The 17,801-nt window shown below is 53.8% G+C and carries 12 protein-coding genes; all 12 read left to right on the forward strand.

Going from position 1 to position 17,801, the window contains the following annotated elements; translation table 11 throughout:
• Positions 1-378: 378 nt before the first annotated feature.
• The 12 genes from O9K64_RS12715 (at position 379) to O9K64_RS12770 (ending at position 17,723) form a co-directional block, all read left to right on the forward strand.
• Positions 379-3,075: an MMPL family transporter gene (locus O9K64_RS12715; protein WP_275098453.1), complete on the forward strand. Its 2,697-nt coding sequence runs from the start codon at positions 379-381 to the stop codon at positions 3,073-3,075.
• Between the two features lie 499 nt (positions 3,076-3,574).
• Positions 3,575-4,219 (forward strand): XrtA/PEP-CTERM system exopolysaccharide export protein, encoded by a 645-nt coding sequence (locus O9K64_RS12720; RefSeq protein ID WP_420493170.1) that lies wholly within the window; start codon positions 3,575-3,577, stop codon positions 4,217-4,219.
• A 209-nt stretch (positions 4,220-4,428) separates the two neighbouring features.
• A complete protein-coding gene (locus O9K64_RS12725) occupies positions 4,429-6,015 on the forward strand; it encodes an XrtA system polysaccharide chain length determinant (protein WP_275098455.1) in 1,587 nt (528 codons plus the stop codon).
• Positions 6,012-6,989 carry an XrtA-associated tyrosine autokinase gene (locus tag O9K64_RS12730; RefSeq protein WP_275098456.1) on the forward strand — a complete coding sequence of 326 codons (978 nt, stop codon included), beginning with the start codon at positions 6,012-6,014 and terminating at the stop codon, positions 6,987-6,989. The genes O9K64_RS12725 and O9K64_RS12730 overlap by 4 nt, the downstream gene beginning before the upstream one ends.
• A 66-nt stretch (positions 6,990-7,055) precedes the next feature.
• On the forward strand, positions 7,056-8,444 hold the full coding sequence (locus O9K64_RS12735) for a TIGR03016 family PEP-CTERM system-associated outer membrane protein (protein ID WP_275098457.1): 1,389 nt from the start codon (positions 7,056-7,058) through the stop codon (positions 8,442-8,444).
• Between the two features lie 164 nt (positions 8,445-8,608).
• On the forward strand, positions 8,609-9,745 hold the full coding sequence (gene wecB, locus O9K64_RS12740; RefSeq protein ID WP_275098458.1) for a non-hydrolyzing UDP-N-acetylglucosamine 2-epimerase: 1,137 nt from the start codon (positions 8,609-8,611) through the stop codon (positions 9,743-9,745).
• Positions 9,746-9,752: 7 nt separating this feature from the next.
• Positions 9,753-10,613 (forward strand): XrtA system polysaccharide deacetylase, encoded by an 861-nt coding sequence (locus O9K64_RS12745; RefSeq protein WP_335342289.1) that lies wholly within the window; start codon positions 9,753-9,755, stop codon positions 10,611-10,613.
• Entirely contained in the window at positions 10,613-11,665 is a 1,053-nt protein-coding gene (locus O9K64_RS12750) for a FemAB family XrtA/PEP-CTERM system-associated protein (protein WP_275098459.1), read from the forward strand. The genes O9K64_RS12745 and O9K64_RS12750 overlap by 1 nt, the downstream gene beginning before the upstream one ends.
• A gap of 8 nt (positions 11,666-11,673) precedes the next feature.
• Complete coding sequence (locus O9K64_RS12755; protein ID WP_275098460.1) at positions 11,674-12,891, forward strand: TIGR03087 family PEP-CTERM/XrtA system glycosyltransferase; 1,218 nt, start codon at positions 11,674-11,676, stop codon at positions 12,889-12,891.
• Between the two features lie 58 nt (positions 12,892-12,949).
• The gene (xrtA, locus tag O9K64_RS12760) at positions 12,950-14,437 is read left to right on the forward strand and encodes an exosortase A (RefSeq protein ID WP_335342290.1); all 1,488 of its coding nucleotides are present in this window, start codon (positions 12,950-12,952) and stop codon (positions 14,435-14,437) included.
• Positions 14,438-14,441: 4 nt separating this feature from the next.
• Positions 14,442-16,397, forward strand: coding sequence for an XrtA/PEP-CTERM system amidotransferase (locus O9K64_RS12765; protein ID WP_275098462.1), 1,956 nt, complete (start codon positions 14,442-14,444; stop codon positions 16,395-16,397).
• 114 nt (positions 16,398-16,511) lie between these two features.
• A complete protein-coding gene (locus tag O9K64_RS12770; protein ID WP_275098463.1) occupies positions 16,512-17,723 on the forward strand; it encodes a TIGR04063 family PEP-CTERM/XrtA system glycosyltransferase in 1,212 nt (403 codons plus the stop codon).
• Positions 17,724-17,801 lie beyond the last annotated feature (78 nt).

A 17,801-nucleotide genomic window follows, 5' to 3' on the forward strand; every position in this document is an offset into this window, starting at 1 on the left:
CCCATCAGACTACTGCTAAAGTCAGATACCGTTTATAAAGCCGCGAATGAACGCGAATAAACGCAAATAACGCGGTTAATCCTGTTGGGGGAATGGCCGCTTCATCCAGACCACGGTGCTTGCCGGTAACGTAGGATACCGGTGAGCTTGCGAACCGCATCGTTCGCGGTAGGGTTTGATGCGGTTCGTGCCTCACCGGCTTCCTACCCCGAGGAACGGGCTTATTCGTGTTCACTTGCGTTTATTCGCGGCTAAGGTTGTTCCTGATGATGGCTGAATTAGATGGGTAATAAGGTAGATTTGTGCAGAGGTCGTGCCGAATTTGAATCAATATTGCAGGAGTGTATTCCAATGACCTGGTCTCACATCTGACTTCGCATGCAAGCTGACACCACCCTATACGCCCGCTATGATCACGATCGCAAACCGATAGCGATTCAACATGATGGCATGTTTGTCTATGCCAATCCGGCCTTTCTCAGGCTCCTGGGCTATCGATCTTTCAGTGAACTTGAAGCTGTACCGGTTCTCGACCTGGTGGTTGACCGTCACAAGGAGCGGCTGCGGGAGCACTTTTCCGAAGCCGGGCAGGTGCCCCGCAGCGCCAGGGAATATCCCCGGGCCAAAGTGACCTTGCTGAAGAGTGATGGTGACCGTCTGGTGGCCATCATGAATTCCTGCTCTACCCTGGTCGATGGCGAGGAGTCGATCGAGTTCTCGCTCACCACCGAAGCGGACGTGCAGTTGAAGTATATTTTTCTGCATCTGCCCTGGAAATACTACTTCAGTGTGCTGTTCCTGTTTTTATTCACGGTACTGCCCAATGGGCTGCTGTTGAATCTCAACATCAACAACGCCCCGAGGGTCTACCTGCCGGCGGATGCGCCTTCGGTGATTATTGATGATGAACTGCGGCGCCATTTTCCCAGCGATCAGGTCGTCCTGCTGCTGTTCGAAGGAGTGGCGCTCTATTCGGACGGATTCGCCCGGGCATTCAAAGACCTGGCCGAGGCGCTGGCTGCCCATCCGCTGATTGATGACGTGGTGAATATGACCACGCAGGATCATATCCACGGGACCGACGAGGGCTTTCTGGTTGAGCCGCTGCTCAGTGTCCGGGATCTGGAGAAAACCAGGCCGCCACAGCGGTTGGAGCGGGTACTCTCCGACCGCTTTGCCAGAAACGCCCTGGTGGCAGCGGACGGCAGCGCGGTTGCGATGCTGGTGATACCTGTCGCGATCGATTCGAGCCTCGAACGGTTGGCCCTGGAGGACGCCATTCTCGAGCAGGTCCGCAAGGCCAGGCTGGCTGGCTATCTGACCAGTATGGCCGGGCAGATCACCACCGATGTGGCGCAGATGAGATCGATGTTGCGGGATAACATGATCTTCATACCCGCCACCACGCTGATCGGCCTGTTCCTGATATGGTGGCTATTCCATCGCTGGCTTGCGGTGATAGTGGCCGGCGTGGTCATCGGGGTAGTGGTCAGCTCCACCGTGGCGTTTTATGTGGTTTTCAATCAACCGTTCAACCTGATTTCCAGTATTATTCCGCCGCTGCTGTCGGCCTTGACGGTGGCTGCGCTGGTGCATCTGTTCAACGCCCTTCACTATGCCTCGAAACGTGGATTGACCGGACCGCGCCGGGTACGCAGTGCACTCAACGAAGTGCGGCGGCCCGCGCTGTACACCGCCCTGACCACGGTCGCCGGCCTCTCCTCACTCGGCCTGAGTCCGATCCCGCCGATCAAGGTGTTCGGGCTGATCTCGGCCGCCGGGGTGGCGCTGATCTATTTTGTGGTGATCCACCTGGTGCCAAATATCTTTGCCCGGTTTGACTATGCGCCCTGGCCCAGCCGGAAATCGGGGCTGGCCGGCCTGGACCGACTGGTCGGCAGACTGTTCCGTATCGGTGTCCGCTATCCGCTCTATGTGGTCGGTGTGATCGGTGTGGGGTTTGGGCTACTGTTGCCCCAGCTCGGCAATATTGTTGTGGAGACCAATCTCCAGGAGTTTTTCTATCCTCACCATCCGCTTCGCCAGGCCACGCAACACATCGAGGAGAAGCTGGTTGGCACCGCCTCCCTGGATATTGTCTTCACGGCAAAACAGCGGGGCGGGTTGAAGCAGCCCAGGGTGCTGAATGCCATGCGGGCGTTTCAGCGCTGGGCGGAGGCGCAACCCGAGGTGGATAAGAGTATCTCCATGGCCGATTTCGTCGAGGAGATGCACTGGGGCTTCAATGCGGAGGATCCCGAGTACCGGCGCATTCCGGATAACATTGAGTTGATCAGCCAGTATCTGCTGGTCTATGACGGGGAGGATCTGTTTGATTTTGTCGATCAAGAGTATCGCATCGCCCATGTGAGCCTTAATGTGAATGTGCACGGTGCCAATGCGCTTTCCGAGCTGATGGGGCGAATCAGGACCTATCTCGGCGATCATCCCGCAAATGGCGTCGAATGGGAGATAGCGGGGTTCGGCCGGCTGTTTGCGGATCAGGAGGATCTGCTGATAGAGGGGCAGGTGAAGAGTCTGATTGGGGCGTTGGGGCTGATATTCCTGCTGATGCTGATACAGTGGCGTTCCATTGGCAGTGCACTGCTCTGCATGATACCGAATCTGTCTCCTATCCTGTTGATTTTTATCATCATGGGGATGTTTGGTCTATGGCTGGATATGGCAACCGCCATGATTGCCAGTGTCGCGGTCGGCATCGCCGTGGATGACACTATCCATGTCTATCACGGTTTCATCAGTCGTGTGCGCAGGGGTATCAGTCCGATCACCGCCCTGGTTAAGACCTATAAGCAGGCGGGCAGGGCGGTCATGACCACGACGATAATCCTGAGCGCCCAATTCATCGTGCTGACGCTCTCGGAATTTGTGCCGACGACACATTTCGGGCTTCTGACCAGTATCGGTCTGGTCACCGCGCTGCTCTTTGACCTGCTGCTCCTGCCCGCGCTGCTGGTTCTGATATACGCCCGGCGTCCGTCCGCTAAGATGCGGGAGGGGCTGTTCATGAAACGGCGGGTCGCCAGGGACAAGGGAGGGGATAACGAGGGTTGAGCGTAGGTGCGACTGCGGTCACGGCCAGCCTTGTTCGGTGCAGAGCCGCTTGGTTCGGGGCCTCGCTGCCGTGGTAATCGGTAAGCCTTTTGTTCGTGGTGGTAATTATACGCATAAGCGACTGTTTTAAAGAGCAAACAGGAACTAAACTTGGTTTGTAGCGCTGAACCCTGGATCTGTGACGAGAATGGTGTTGGATTTTGCCGTTCACATGTTAGGATCAGTTTATTTATAGTTGGCCCGACGGACAACAGTGGGGTAATATAAACCACTGATTTATTAACAAACCCAGATGGTTGGATTGTTATCTTCAGGTTTTGGGTGAATCTATACCGGCTGGAGCCCGGCCGATCTTCCATCGTTCTGACGGTTGATGTGGCGAATAGGAATGTAATCGGAACCGGGGAGCGGCGTGAGTCTGTGACGGGACTATCAGGTCATTTCTTGTCTTGGCAAGGTGCTGGATAAACGGTTATACAACAATAGCGTAAGGGAGAACATGCTCGTGCCTATCAATAAATCACTACCATCTCGTCGATTGTTAACCCAATGTCTTTCAATACTACTGGTTCTGCTGCTTGCCGGTTGTGCATCGAAATATCCTCAGGTCACCAGTGATCAGTTGAATGTGGAAGAGGATTTCGACTACATCATCGGGCCTGGAGACGAATTGAATATCTTCGTCTGGGGAAATCAGGAGCTGACGGTGACGGTTCCCGTGCGTCCGGATGGCAAGATCACGACCCGTCTGGTGGAAGATATCCCGGCCAGTGGCAAGACACCCACCCAATTGGCCAGGGACGTTGAGAAGGCCTATTCCGAATATGTGAAAAATGCCGTTGTCACGGTCATTGTAGATGAGTTTGTCGGCATTCCCACGCAACAGGTCCGGGTTGTGGGGGAGGCGGCGGAACCGCTTTCGGTGCCGTTCAGAAAACACATGACCCTGCTTGATCTGATGATTGACGTCGGTGGTTTGACGGAATTTGCCGACGGCAACAAGTCGGTGCTGATAAGAAATGTTGGTGGTGAGCAGCAGGTGTATAACGTCCGGCTGGAAGATCTGGTAAAAGACGGTGATATCTCCGCAAATCTTGCACTGATGCCCGGCGATATCATGATCATCCCCGAGGCCTGGTTCTAGACCGGCTATACGGACCTTCTGGCGGATTGGTATGTGCCTGAGTCAGATCGGGTCACGGTCGCTAGTCAACCGAGGCCCGGTCTGACAAGCCGTTCATCCATCCGGCAGTCCGAATTCTTAAACTGGCCGAAAGATCGCAAAAAGATATTTAGATAAAACCAGCAGGGACCTTGAGGTTTAAACCTCAACAATCACGGGCGTAGGGATATATGCGAGAACTCCTTGAGCAGACTACAGAATATCTTCATGGTGTCTGGCGATTTCGCTGGGTGGCGTTGGTGGCGGCATGGGGTATCGCCATTGCCGGATGGATCGGCGTGGCACAGCTTCCGGATAAATATGAAGCCACCGCCCGATTGCATGTTGACAGCAACACTATTCTTGGGCCGCTGTTGCGTGGACTGGCAATCCAGCCGGATGTGGAACAGCGGGTGACCCTGTTGAGCAAGACGCTGCTCAGCAGGCCAAACATGGAAAAACTGATGCGCATGGTCGATCTCGACCTCAGGATCAGGAATGATCAGGATAAAGAGAGCCTGATAACGGAGTTGCGTGAGAATATTGAATTGGAGGGTCAGCGTACCAATGCCTCCCTCTATTCGATCTCTTACACCCATTCCGATCGACTGGTTGCCCAACGGGTGGTGCAGTCGCTGATCTCAATCTTTATCGAGAGCACCTTGGGTGACAAGCGCAAGGACAGCGCGGGTGCCCAGGAGTTCCTGGACAAGCAGATTGCCGAATATGAAATCAGGCTGGCGGAGGCGGAAGCTAGATTGGCCGACTTCAAGCGACGTTATGTGGGCACTATGCCCGGTGAACAGGGGGATTACTATCAGCGCCTGGATATCGCCAAAGGCCAGCTGAGCACCGCGCAGTTGGATCTTCGGGAGGCTGAGAACCGGCGTGCTGAAATCAAACGCCAGCTGGCTGGCGAGGAGCCGGTGTTTCTGCCGGGCGAGGTCGAGGATTTCGGCATCCCTTCATCGGTGGATCAACGTATCCAGGGTTTGCAGTCGCGCCTGGACGAACTGTTGCTGAAGTATACTGATCGCCATCCGGATGTGATCGAGATAAAGGCCATTCTGGCCACACTCGAAACAGAGAGAAAACAGGAGCTGGAAGCGCGCCAGACGGAACCCTCAGCCTTCCAGGTGGGGGGACTGCAGACCAGCCCGGTCTATCAGCAGATGCGCACCATGCTTTCCGAAGCGGAGGCGCGGGTTGCTGAACTCAGGGTGCGCGCCGATGAGTACGCCAACCGGGCCCGGGAACTGGAGGCGAAGGTTGATCAGATTCCCCTGATCGAGGCTGAACTGCAGCAGTTGAATCGTGATTATAACGCGGTTGCGCAACAGCATGCGGCGCTGTTAAAGCGTCGCGAGTCGGCACATCTTTCGGAAAAGGCCGAGCAGGATGCGTCGGAAATCAAATTCCGGGTGATCGATCCGCCGTTTGTACCGCTCAAGCCGTCCGAGCCCAACAAACTTTTGCTGAATGGGGCGGTTTTCATCGGTAGCCTGATGGCGGGTATCGGTCTGGCGTTATTGAGTTCGCTTATTCGACCGGTGTTCTACAGTCGCGGTGCGCTCAATCGGATAACGGGATTGCCGGTACTGGGCTCGGTGGCATTCGTTCTTTCCAATGCTCAAAAACGGAAACAGCGGCTCGCAAGTGCCGTGTTCGTCTCCCTGGTACTGTTGCTGGGAACCCTGTTGGTCGGGATCAATCTGATGCATGACCTGGGGATTGATCTGTTAGGGAAAATGCAAGGTCTCGGGGTCCGGATTTTATGAGCATTATCGAAAAAGCGATAGAGAAGCTGAATGCGGAGCAGGCGGGCAAGCAGGATGGGCTTGCGGATAATGTCGATCGGCCGCTTGATCCCGCGCGGGATCCGCAGGTGTCCGGACACGCGCCGGTGGAGCCGCAGGACGATGGTCCCGCCCCCACTTTTGAGCAGCCACAAGAATCGCCCGCGGTAAAGCCAAACGGGAAGATTATCGACTTGCCGCTTGACCGGCTCAAATTGCTCGGCATGGTGACGCCCGATGATCCGCGCAGCAGGATCGCCGAGGAAAACCGGATTATCAAGCGGCCGCTGCTGATGAATATAGCCGGGAAGGGCGCTACTACTGTCGATAATCCAAACCTGATCATGGTCACCAGCGCACAATCCGGTGAAGGGAAGACCTTTACCGCGCTCAACCTGGCAATCAGTATCGCCATGGAGCAGGATAAAACGGTGTTGTTCGTCGATGCGGACGTGGCCAAGGCTTCGGCTGCCGCACTACTGGGAATTCCCGATGACTATCCCGGGCTTATTGATCTGCTAATGGACAACGGCACCAAAATAAGAGATGTGCTGTTACACACCAGTATCCCCAATCTGCGCGTATTGCCCGCGGGCCACGCCCACGAGCGTTCCACCGAGTTGCTGGCCAGTGCCGGGATGCAGCGGTTGATGGCCGAGTTGGCACAGCGCTATCCGGACCGAGTGATTATTTTTGATTCGCCACCCATCCTTTTCACAACGGAAGCGGGGGTGTTGGCCAGTCTTATGGGGCAGATAGTTTTTGTGGTGGCTGAAACCCAGACCCCACAGGGGAAGGTTGTTGAGGCACTCAGCCATCTTGGGTCGGAAAAAATCATCGGACTCCTGCTCAATAAATCGACCAATAGGGGAAATGGAGCAGACGGTTATGGCTTTGGTTATGGCTACGGCTACGGGTATGGGTATGGCTACAAACGTGATCGAAAAAATAATTAACAGGGGCTCAATTTGATGGTCAGTATGGGGAGATCGTTTTTTTCAACTTGTATAGTCGGAACCGGCTTGCTGCTGCTGTCGATGACTGCATCCGCGGCTGAGTGGACCCGGTCGGCTAGTATTAATACCAGTGTCGTCTATAGCGATAATATCAATCTGGCCAGTACCGGTAAGGAGAGCGAAGTCAACGGCATACTGACGCCCAATATCACGCTGCACGGCAGGGGGGCACGCGCCAACCTCGACCTGGTCGGCGCCCTTGAAATCAATAGCCAGGGCGGCAATAACGATTCCGTCAATCCACGCCTGCAGGCGGATGCCAATGCGGAACTTTACGAACGGGTGGTTTTCCTCGATCTCAATGCCACGGCGACCCAGAATGCTATCGATCCGCTGGCGGTCACGGGCACGGACAACCTGAGCAATCGTGGCAACAAGACGACCACCTACAGCTACAGAATCAGCCCCTATCTGAAGCATCGCTACAAGGGCCTGGCGGAGATGGAACTGCGCTATACCTACAATCAGTTGAATCACTCTGAAAGCACGGTTGCCGATACCAGCAGCGAGGCGTTCAATCTGTCGATTGATAGTGGCAGCGACTTTGCCAAGGGAACCTGGGGGATCGACACCAACCGCCGCACTACCGACAACGACCAGGGCGAGGTGAGCGAGCTGAATTCATTGGATCTGCGGCTCGGTTACCGGATCAACCGCCAATGGCGCATAAACGGATCGGTGGGCAATGAATCCAATGAATTCGCTTCCGTTCAGTCGAGCCGTGACGGATCCCGCTGGGATATCGGCGCCACGTGGACGCCCAGTGCCAGGACCGTGCTTGATTTCGGCATAGGGGAACGGTTTTTCGGCAACACCCAGCGGCTGAGTCTGAGTCACGAATCGAGACGTTCGGTCTTGACGGCAAGTTTTACCCACGCACTGACCGACTCCACCGCCCTGTTGAGTAACCAGGTGGTGTTTCTCGTGACCGATCAGTTCGGCCAGCCAATTATCGACCCGGTCACCGGCGACCCGTTCCTGATTTCCGGCAACCTGGCGACCATCGGCACCAGTACCTTTGTCGATGAACGGCTGGCGCTCTCCTATACTCTCGAGGGGCGCCGAACCCGTCTGACCCTGAACGCGGATATGTCGGATCAGACCTTCCAGGATTCCAACCGTGAGGTAACGTTAAGGGGACTAGGGGCGTCTCTCAGTCGAACCCTGTCCGGGAAGGTGTCCGCAGATGTCGGCCTGAACTGGAACCAGCAGGAGGAGAGCGGCACCGGCAACCGGGAGTCGGACACCTGGCGATTGCAGGCCGGCCTGAATCAGCGGCTGGGCCAGAAGACCAATCTCCGCTTAAATTACATCTATACCGATCGCAGCTCAAACCAGGCAGGGCAGAGCTACGAAGAGAATAAACTGGCCCTGACCCTGATACATACCTTGTAGAGGTTCGTTCAGTTCCGGTGTCGCATTGGCAGGATCCAAATCATGACAATCCACTGCCTCCGGCAGTACATTGATCAAACACAAAGGTGTCGAGACGTGAATGTCGCAAAAACTGAGTGCCCTCTCCCCAATCCGGGGAGAGGGCGAGTGGGACGGCGCTGACCATGTCTGCAAATATTGCCAATATACTCTGTGTCGTGGGTGCACGGCCAAACTTCATGAAGATCGCCCCCATCATGCGGGTGTTTAAACGTCATGAAAACACCCTGGGTGCAACCCTGTTGCATACCGGACAGCATTATGATGCGGCCATGAAAAAATCCTTTTTTGACCAGCTGCATATTCCTGAACCGGATATCGACCTGGGTGTGGGCTCCGGCAGCCATGCCGTGCAGACCGCGGAAATCATGCGGCGGTTCGAGCCGGTGCTGGAGGAATTGAAGCCGACCGCGGTACTGGTGCTGGGGGATGTCAACTCGACAATTTCCTGTGCCCTGGTAGCGGTCAAGAAGGGTATTCCGGTAATCCATGTGGAGGCCGGTCTGCGCAGTTATGATCGTGGCATGCCGGAAGAGGTGAACCGGGTACTCACGGATCAGATTTCGGACCTGCTGTTCACCACCGAAAGAGGCGCGGAAGCCAACCTACTGCGCGAGGGGATCGCGGCCGAGCGGATTCACTTTGTAGGGAACGTCATGATCGACACCCTGCGTTACAATCTCGACCGGGCCATTGAGCCGATGAGCCTGTTCTCGGCCGCGGGTGGTGAAATAGTGCCTGAGCCCTTTGGCGCCGGTTATGGGCTGGTGACCCTGCACCGGCCATCCAATGTCGATAACCCGGCAAACCTGAAGCGCCTGCTTACTGAGTTGAGATCAATCAGTGACCGGCTGCCGTTAGCCTTCCCGGTGCATCCGAGAACCGCCCAACGTATCAAAGAGTTCGCCCTGGAGAACCTGACCAACTCACCGCGCATACTGTGCCTGCCACCCCAGGGTTACCTGGAAATGCTGGGTTTGATGCGGCATGCCAAGCTGGTCCTGACCGACTCCGGAGGTATCCAGGAGGAGACGACCGCGCTGGGGGTTCCCTGTATCACCCTGCGGGAGAATACGGAGCGACCCATTACGGTGAATGAAGGGACCAACACGGTTGTGGGTACCGATCCCGAAAAGATCCGGACATGTGTTGATGAGGTGCTTGGCAGCGGCGGTAAACAGGGAAGGGTACCGGAATACTGGGATGGGCGGGCGGCTGAGCGGATTGCCGAGGTGATCATCGATTGGGCCCGGCAGCGGTGAATTGATCGTGTCCGGCGATTCTGCAACATCCCGGAGTGCCATCACCAATGCAATGACCATTGACGTGGAGGACTATTTCCATGTCTCCGCATTTGAACATCATTTTGACAAATCCCGATGGGATGGGTTGGAGTGCCGGCTCGAACGGAATATGGAGATTATTCTTGAATTACTGGCACGTCATCGGATAAAGGCCACATTTTTTACTCTCGGTTGGGTTGCCGAACGCTATCCCGGGCTGATTCGTACCGTGGTTGATGCCGGACATGAACTGGCCTGCCATAGTTACTGGCATACACGCGCGAGTAATCAGAGTAGAACAGAGTTCATGGAAGAGATAATCGATACGAAAAAGCTGCTGGAAGATATCGGAGGCGTCGCGGTGCTGGGCTATCGCGCTCCCAGTTACTCGATAGGCGCCGACAATCTCTGGGCACATGAGGAACTGCAACGCGCCGGTTATCGCTACAGCTCCAGCATCTATCCCATAAGTCATGATCACTATGGCATGCCGTCGGCGCCCAGGTTTGCTTATCATCCGATAGCCGATTCGGAATTTCTCGAGATCCCGATTACCACATCCTATGTACTCAACCGGCGCCTGCCGGCGGGTGGTGGCGGCTATTTCCGCTTTTTTCCCTACGCTTTTTCCAGGGCTATGTTGCGCAAGGTGAACAATAAGGAACAGCAACCGGGAATATTCTATTTCCACCCCTGGGAGATTGATCCCGGGCAACCTCGCCAGCACGGCATCGGCTTTAAAACGAGATTCAGGCACTATCTGAATCTTCATCACACGGAAAAACGGCTAAACCGCCTGTTCGCTGATTTTCACTGGAGCAGGATGGACCGGGTATTTTTATCGTAATGGAATCGACAAAAACTGTGGGTGAAGCGATCACGCTCCACGAACTCGACAGGGTGAACTATGCGCGCTGGGATCGGTTTGTAAAGGATGCGGCGGACGGTACTTTTTTTCATCTATCCGGCTGGAAGGAGGTGATCGAGCGGGCTTTCGGATTCAAGGTATACTTTTTCTACACCGAACGGGCCGGGCAAATTACCGGTGTCCTGCCGCTGGGACATGTTAAAAGTGTCCTCTTTGGTAATTCACTGATTTCGGTCCCCTTCTGTGTCTATGGCGGTGTGATCGCCGAGGACGACGAATCCGCGATGGTGCTGAGAATGGCTGCCTGTCGGCTGGCAGACACCCTGGGTGTGGATGCTCTGGAACTGAAAAACCGGGTGCCGTCCAATCAGGGCTGGCCGGTCAAGGAGTTGTATGTCACGTTCAGGAAAGAGATCTCGCAGGATCCGGAAGAAAATCTCAAGGCAATACCCAGAAAACAGCGGGCCATGGTCAGGAAAGGCATCAACGCCGGACTCGCCAGCGAAAGCGTCGACGGTTGCGACAGGTTTTTCCGCATCTATTCCGAGAGTGTCCGGAATCTGGGTACGCCGGTCATGCCGCTGAAGTATTTCCAACTGCTCAGGGCGGTCTTCGGTAACGATTGTGATGTATTGATGGTGACCCATGAGGGCAAGGATATCGCCGGCGTCATGAGTTTCTATTTCAGGGATGAAGTATTGCCCTACTATGGTGGCAGCATTCCCCTGGCCCGCAATCTGAAGGGTAACGATTTCATGTATTGGGAGCTGATGCGGCGGTGCGGAGAGCGTGGTATCAGGGTGTTTGATTATGGCCGCAGCAAGCTGGATGCGGGTTCCTACAGCTTCAAGAAAAACTGGGGTTTCAGCCCGGAACCGCTGCATTATGAATACTATCTGGTGAACTCCACGGCGGTTCCGGAAATCAATCCGAACAATCCAAAATATCAGTTGTTTATCAAGGCGTGGCAAAAACTTCCTCTCCCTGTGGCCAACAGGATAGGCCCGTTTTTGGCCAGGAAGCTAGGCTGATTGTGCCAATGAAACCGGCGCTGCTCTATCTCTGCCATCGGATCCCTTATCCACCCAACAAGGGAGACAAGATCCGCTCCTATCATCTATTGCGCTATCTTCGTGAACACTACCGGGTATACCTGGGCGCGTTCATCGATGACCAGCAGGATTGGGCTTATGTTGCGCATATGGAAAGCCTGTGTGACGGCTGCTGTTTTGTGGATCTGAATCCCGGAAAGGCACGGATAAAAAGTATCTCCGGCCTGCTGAGGGGGCAGCCCCTGACGTTGCCCTATTATGCCGATGCACAGATGAGCCAGTGGGTAGACAGTATCGTGGCAGAGCAACAGATAGTCCGCGCCATGGTCTACTCTTCGGCCATGGCTCAATATGTCACCGGGCAACTCGCCAGACTGGAACGACGGGTGATCGACTTTGTCGATATCGATTCAGATAAATGGCGCCAGTATGCCCTGAGGAAACAGTGGCCGATGAACTGGGTGTACCGGCGTGAGGCGAACAAGCTGCTTGCCTATGAGCGGTCCCTTGCAGCGGTTTTCGATGCCAGTCTGTTTGTCTCGTCCGCCGAGGCGGCGATGTTTCGCAGCCTGATTCCGGCCGATCATGAAAAGATCGCCTACTATAATAATGGGGTTGATACCGACTATTTTTCCCCTTCCGGGGATTTTGTTAATCCCTATCAGGATGGAGATGAAGTCTTGGTGTTCACCGGGGCGATGGACTACTGGCCCAACATCGATGCGGTCAGCTGGTTCGCAAAGAAGGTTCTGCCGGAGATCACGCGGCTTGCCCCCAAGGTGCGTTTTTGTATTGTCGGCGGCAACCCGTCCGAGGCGGTGAAACAGCTGGCCAGACTGGACCGGGTAGAGGTCATCGGCAGGGTGGAAGATATTCGGCCCTATCTGCAGTTCGCCAGGGCCGCCGTGGCGCCGATGCGGATTGCACGGGGGATACAGAATAAAGTTCTTGAAGCCATGGCTATGGAGAAACCGGTTATTGTGAGCGATCAGGGTTTTGAGGGAATCACTGCCGAACCGGGTAAAGAGCTGTTGCTGGCCAACACGACAAAAGAGTTTGTCTCCTATATTCCCAGGCTGGTTTCGGGTGCGTATGATGGCCTTGGAAAGGATGCCCGCGTCCGCGTGAAAAGAGATTTCAGTTGGGAAGCGAACTTGCCTATTGTGTACCAGTGGCTGGAGGCGGAAAAAGGGAGTAGAGGTTGAATCTATGGGCTCGCAAAGGGAAGTGTATTCGGAGTCATCCCCCTGGTCAGTCGCATTGGTGCTGACTATCCTCCTGATCGCGGCTATCATCGGCCTGTTTTATGAAACCGCCTGGTCCATGGTCTCCATCTGGTATCGATCGGAAACCTTTGCACACGGATTCATCATAGCCCCTATCTCCCTGTGGCTAATCTGGGAAAAGCGCTCAGTTCTGAAGTCGCTGGTACCGCACCCCGAGTACCGGGCGTTGCTGTTGCTGGCCGGGGGAGGGTTTCTCTGGCTGATCGGTTATCTCGCGGATGCCCTGGTCATTCAACAACTGGCCCTGGTCTCGCTAATCATTTTCGGGATCTGGACCTTACTGGGAAACCAGGTCACCTGGTTCCTGGCCTTTCCGCTGGCCTTTCTCTTTTTTGCCGTACCCATGGGTGAGGATCTGGTCCCGGGGCTCATGGAGATCACCGCCACGGCGACGGTCTATCTGATCAAGTTGAGCGGCATTCCGGTATTTCGGGAGGGGCTGTTTTTCTCACTTCCGTCCGGCGACTGGTCGGTAGTTGAGGCGTGTAGCGGTGTGCGCTACCTGATCGCCTCCATAACCCTTGGTACGCTCTATGCCTATATGAGCTATACCCGTCTATTCAAGCGGGCCATGTTCATTCTTGCCTGTGCAATCGTGCCGATTATCGCCAATAGCCTGCGTGCCTACATTATCGTCATGCTGGGCCACCTGAGCGACATGAAGATTGCAACCGGTGTCGACCACCTGATTTATGGCTGGCTATTTTTTGGATTGGTGATGTTCATCCTTTTCGCAATCGGTGCCATCTGGCGTGACACTTTTCAGGTGCCGAAACAGAAAGCTGGTGAAACCGGATCTTCAGCCAGGGTCAACAAGGGACGCCTCATTGCCAGCTTTTCCATGGTCCTGCTGGGCGCCGCGATATGGCCGATATTGGCCTTCGCCATGGATAACCGGCAAGAGATCACCTCCGCTGATCCGTTGGCCCTGCCGGCCCAGCTCGGCGTCTGGAAAAGCGTGCCCGCGTCGGGCACGACGTGGCTGCCCCAATTCAATGGGGCCAGTCAGGTTGTGCATAGTCAATATCGGAATGGACAAGAAAGGATACGGGTCTCCATTGGTCACTATGCACAACGCAAGCGGGACGCAGAGCTGATCAACAGTCAAAATCTGCTGTTGGGAAAAGATGAAAAGAAATGGCGAATCACGGATACCAACAAACTCACCATCCAGATCAAAGGCGAGCCCTTGCAGATAGATCAGTATATAGTCAAAGGGAGAGAGGGTACTTTTCAGGTATTGACATGGTACCGTATCGGGGACTCTTACACGGCAAGTCGCTATAAAGGAAAGCTGCTTGAGGCCTTCTATCGATTAACCTTCGGTCGACAAGACAGCGCCCGGGTGGTCATTTCGATTCCGCGGGAGATAATTGGCAGCGATAATCTCAGTTCGGAACAGCAATTCCTTAATCAGTTGATTCCGGCGCTGGAAACGACGCTGGATAGATTGGCAAGTAACTGAATCTATGTGCGGAATAGTCGGTATCTTTGATCTGACGGGTAATCGGGAAATATCCCGTGATCTGCTCACCCGGATGAATGAAACCCTGCACCATCGGGGTCCGGATGCGGGGGGGCTGCATATTGAGCCTGGTCTGGGTCTGGGGCACCGCCGCCTCTCCATTATCGATCTGTCCAGTGGGCAGCAGCCGCTATTCAACGAAGATGGGAGCGTAGTCGTCACCTACAACGGTGAAATATATAATTTTGAAGAACTTAGCCAGGAACTAAAGAGCAGAGGTCATATCTTCCGCACCCATTGTGATACGGAAGTCATCGTACATGCCTGGGAGGAGTGGGGAAGGGCCTGTGTCGAAAGGTTTCGCGGGATGTTTGCCTTCGCCATCTGGGACAGAAACAGGGAAACATTGTTCCTGGCGAGGGACCGGCTTGGAAAGAAACCGCTTCACTATGCCAGGGTAACGAGTGGTGAGCTGATCTTTTCTTCCGAATTGAAGGCCCTCTATGTACACCCCCTGCTGAAGAAGGATATGGACCCCACGGCGATAGAAGACTATTTTGCTTTGGGTTATGTTCCTGACCCCAAGACAATATTTAAGGGTGTTTATAAATTACCACCCGGACATACATTGACTCTAACCAGAGGGAACCTGGATTTTACTCCGCGTAAATACTGGGACTTGGCTTTTGAGGTACATGAGAAAATCGCCGAGGAAGAGATAGCACACCAATTGATCGAACAACTGACGGATGCCGTCAGAGTCCGAATGGTGTCGGATGTTCCCCTTGGCGCATTTTTATCCGGCGGAGTGGATTCGAGTGCGGTGGTTTCCAGAATGTCCAGTGTATCGAATGAACCGATCAATACCTGTTCCATCGCATTCGACAGTCACCGCTTCAATGAATCGGAGTTTGCCGCACTGGTGGCCGAGCACTGTCATACCAACCACTATGTGGAAAAGGTTGATCCTGATGACTTTGGTTTAGTTGATCAGCTGGCCAACATTTACGACGAGCCCTACGCCGACAGCTCCGCGATCCCGACGTACCGGGTCTGTTCTCTGGCTAAAAAGCGGGTCACAGTCGCATTATCGGGAGATGGGGCGGACGAATATTTTTCTGGTTATCGACGTCATCAATGGCACATGAATGAGGAGCGCATCAGAAACTTAATACCCTATAGTCTACGCAAGCCGATTTTTGGCTTGCTGGGCAGCTGGTATCCGAAGCTGGATTGGGCACCAAGGTTTCTCCGGGCTAAGACCACTTTGCAGGCGCTGGGACGTGATAGTGTGGCGGCCTATTTTCACACTGTTTCACTGATGTCGGATGAAATGCGCGAGAATCTCTTTTCACCCGAACTCAAAAAATCATTGCAAGGCTACAATGCGGTGATGGTGTTCAGACATCATGCCAGTCAAGCCCCAAGTCGGGACCCATTGTCATTGATTCAATACTTGGATATCAAGACTTACCTGGTGGGGGATATCCATACCAAGGTCGACCGGGCGAGCATGGCCAATTCACTCGAAGTGCGCGCACCATTTTTAGATCATAAACTGGTAGAGTGGGTAACCGGGCTTCCCCCCGAACTAAAACTAAAGGGCCAGGAGGGGAAGTTTATCCTGAAGAAAGCACTGGAACCCTATCTCCCCAATGACATACTGTATAGAAGTAAAATGGGTTTCGCCGTTCCATTGGCGGAGTGGTTCCGTGGTCCCCTGAAGCAAAGAGTAAGAGATGATTTACTCGGTAAGTCGATGAGGGACTGTGGTTTATTTAATATGGAATATGTCGAACAACTCATCAGGCAGCATCAGTCAGGCCTTCGTGATTACAGTGCAGCCATATGGAGCCTTCTCATGTTTGAGTCGTTTCAGCGGCAGATAGTGCATTCGAATACAGACGAGCAAAATCCTGTCGAAAGGAAAATACCGTCATCAGGTGTTTTGAATGCCTAATCAGATTCCCGGGGCCTGGATCACAATTGACAATAAATCCACATCGCCACAGGAAGTAACATAAATGGTGAAAGGAATTACTGCATCTCAGAATGTGTTAGCCGGTATTTGAACATGAAGGTTCTCCACATATTTGACCATTCCATACCAATGCACAGCGGATATACGTTCCGTAGCAGGGCAATTCTTGACCAACAGCGCGCCATGGGCTGGTCAACCTTCCACATTACGAGTATTAAACATACGGCGGACTCAATGGACGAAGAAACCGTTGACGGACTGCTTTTTTACCGAAGCGCACATACCGGCCGGAAATTTGACAAGTTGCCTATTCTCAACCAGTTGGTCGTGGTTTCCTCCTTACGGAAAAGGCTGGATCAGGTTATCGAAATGGAGAGACCTGATATTCTTCATGCCCACTCTCCTGCTCTGAATGGAATAGCGGCGATCCAGGCGGGTAAAAAATATGGGATACCGGTGGTTTATGAATGTCGCGCCTTCTGGGAAGATGCAGCTGTCGATCACGGCACGAGTAGAGAATGGGGCCTCAGGTACCGATTGACGCGTAGCCTTGAATCCTATGTTTTTCAAAGGGCAGATGCGATCACAACCATTTGCGAGGGGCTTAAGCGCGATATCATCAATCGTGGGCTACCGGAAGAAAAAATAACCGTCATACCGAATGGTGTTGATATCGAGCGGTTTTCAGTTAGCGAGAGTAAGAACACAGAACTCCTGCACGAACTCAGTCTTGAAAATAACATCGTGCTTGGGTTCATTGGTTCCTTCTATGCCTATGAGGGATTGATATTTTTAGTACAGTCAATGCCTGAAATCCTGAAGTTGATGCCTGATGTGCGACTTTTGCTAGTGGGAGGCGGACCGCAACAGGACCAAATCGAGGCTATTGTAAAAAGACTGAATATTCAGGACAAGGTCTTGTTCACCGGAAGAATTCCTAATGCCGATATTGAGAAGTATTACAGTTTGGTGGATATACTTATCTACCCGAGATTTTCCATGCGATTGACTGACCTGGTGACCCCGCTCAAGCCGCTCGAAGCCATGGCTCAGGGGAAATTGGTCCTGGCCTCCGATGTGGGTGGTCATAAGGAGTTGATCAAGGACGGTGAAAATGGCCGTCTGTTCAAGGCGGGTAACACAGCCTCATTAATAAAAACGGCGGTGGATATGATAGAGGCCAATGAATTATGGAGTTTGTATCGACGTGCCGGTCGTACTTATGTCGAAAATGAGAGAAATTGGTCGGTCAGCGTCGCACAGTATAAACCGGTATTTGAACGGCTTATTGGTGGCCCGCGTTGAGGGTATTAACTTTCACCACGCTATTTCCCAACGCATCGCAACCAAGACATGGAATATTTGTCGGAGAGCGGATTCGAC

Source organism: Sedimenticola hydrogenitrophicus (assembly GCF_029017505.1).
Taxonomy (GTDB): Bacteria; Pseudomonadota; Gammaproteobacteria; order Chromatiales; family Chromatiaceae; genus Sedimenticola; species Sedimenticola hydrogenitrophicus_A.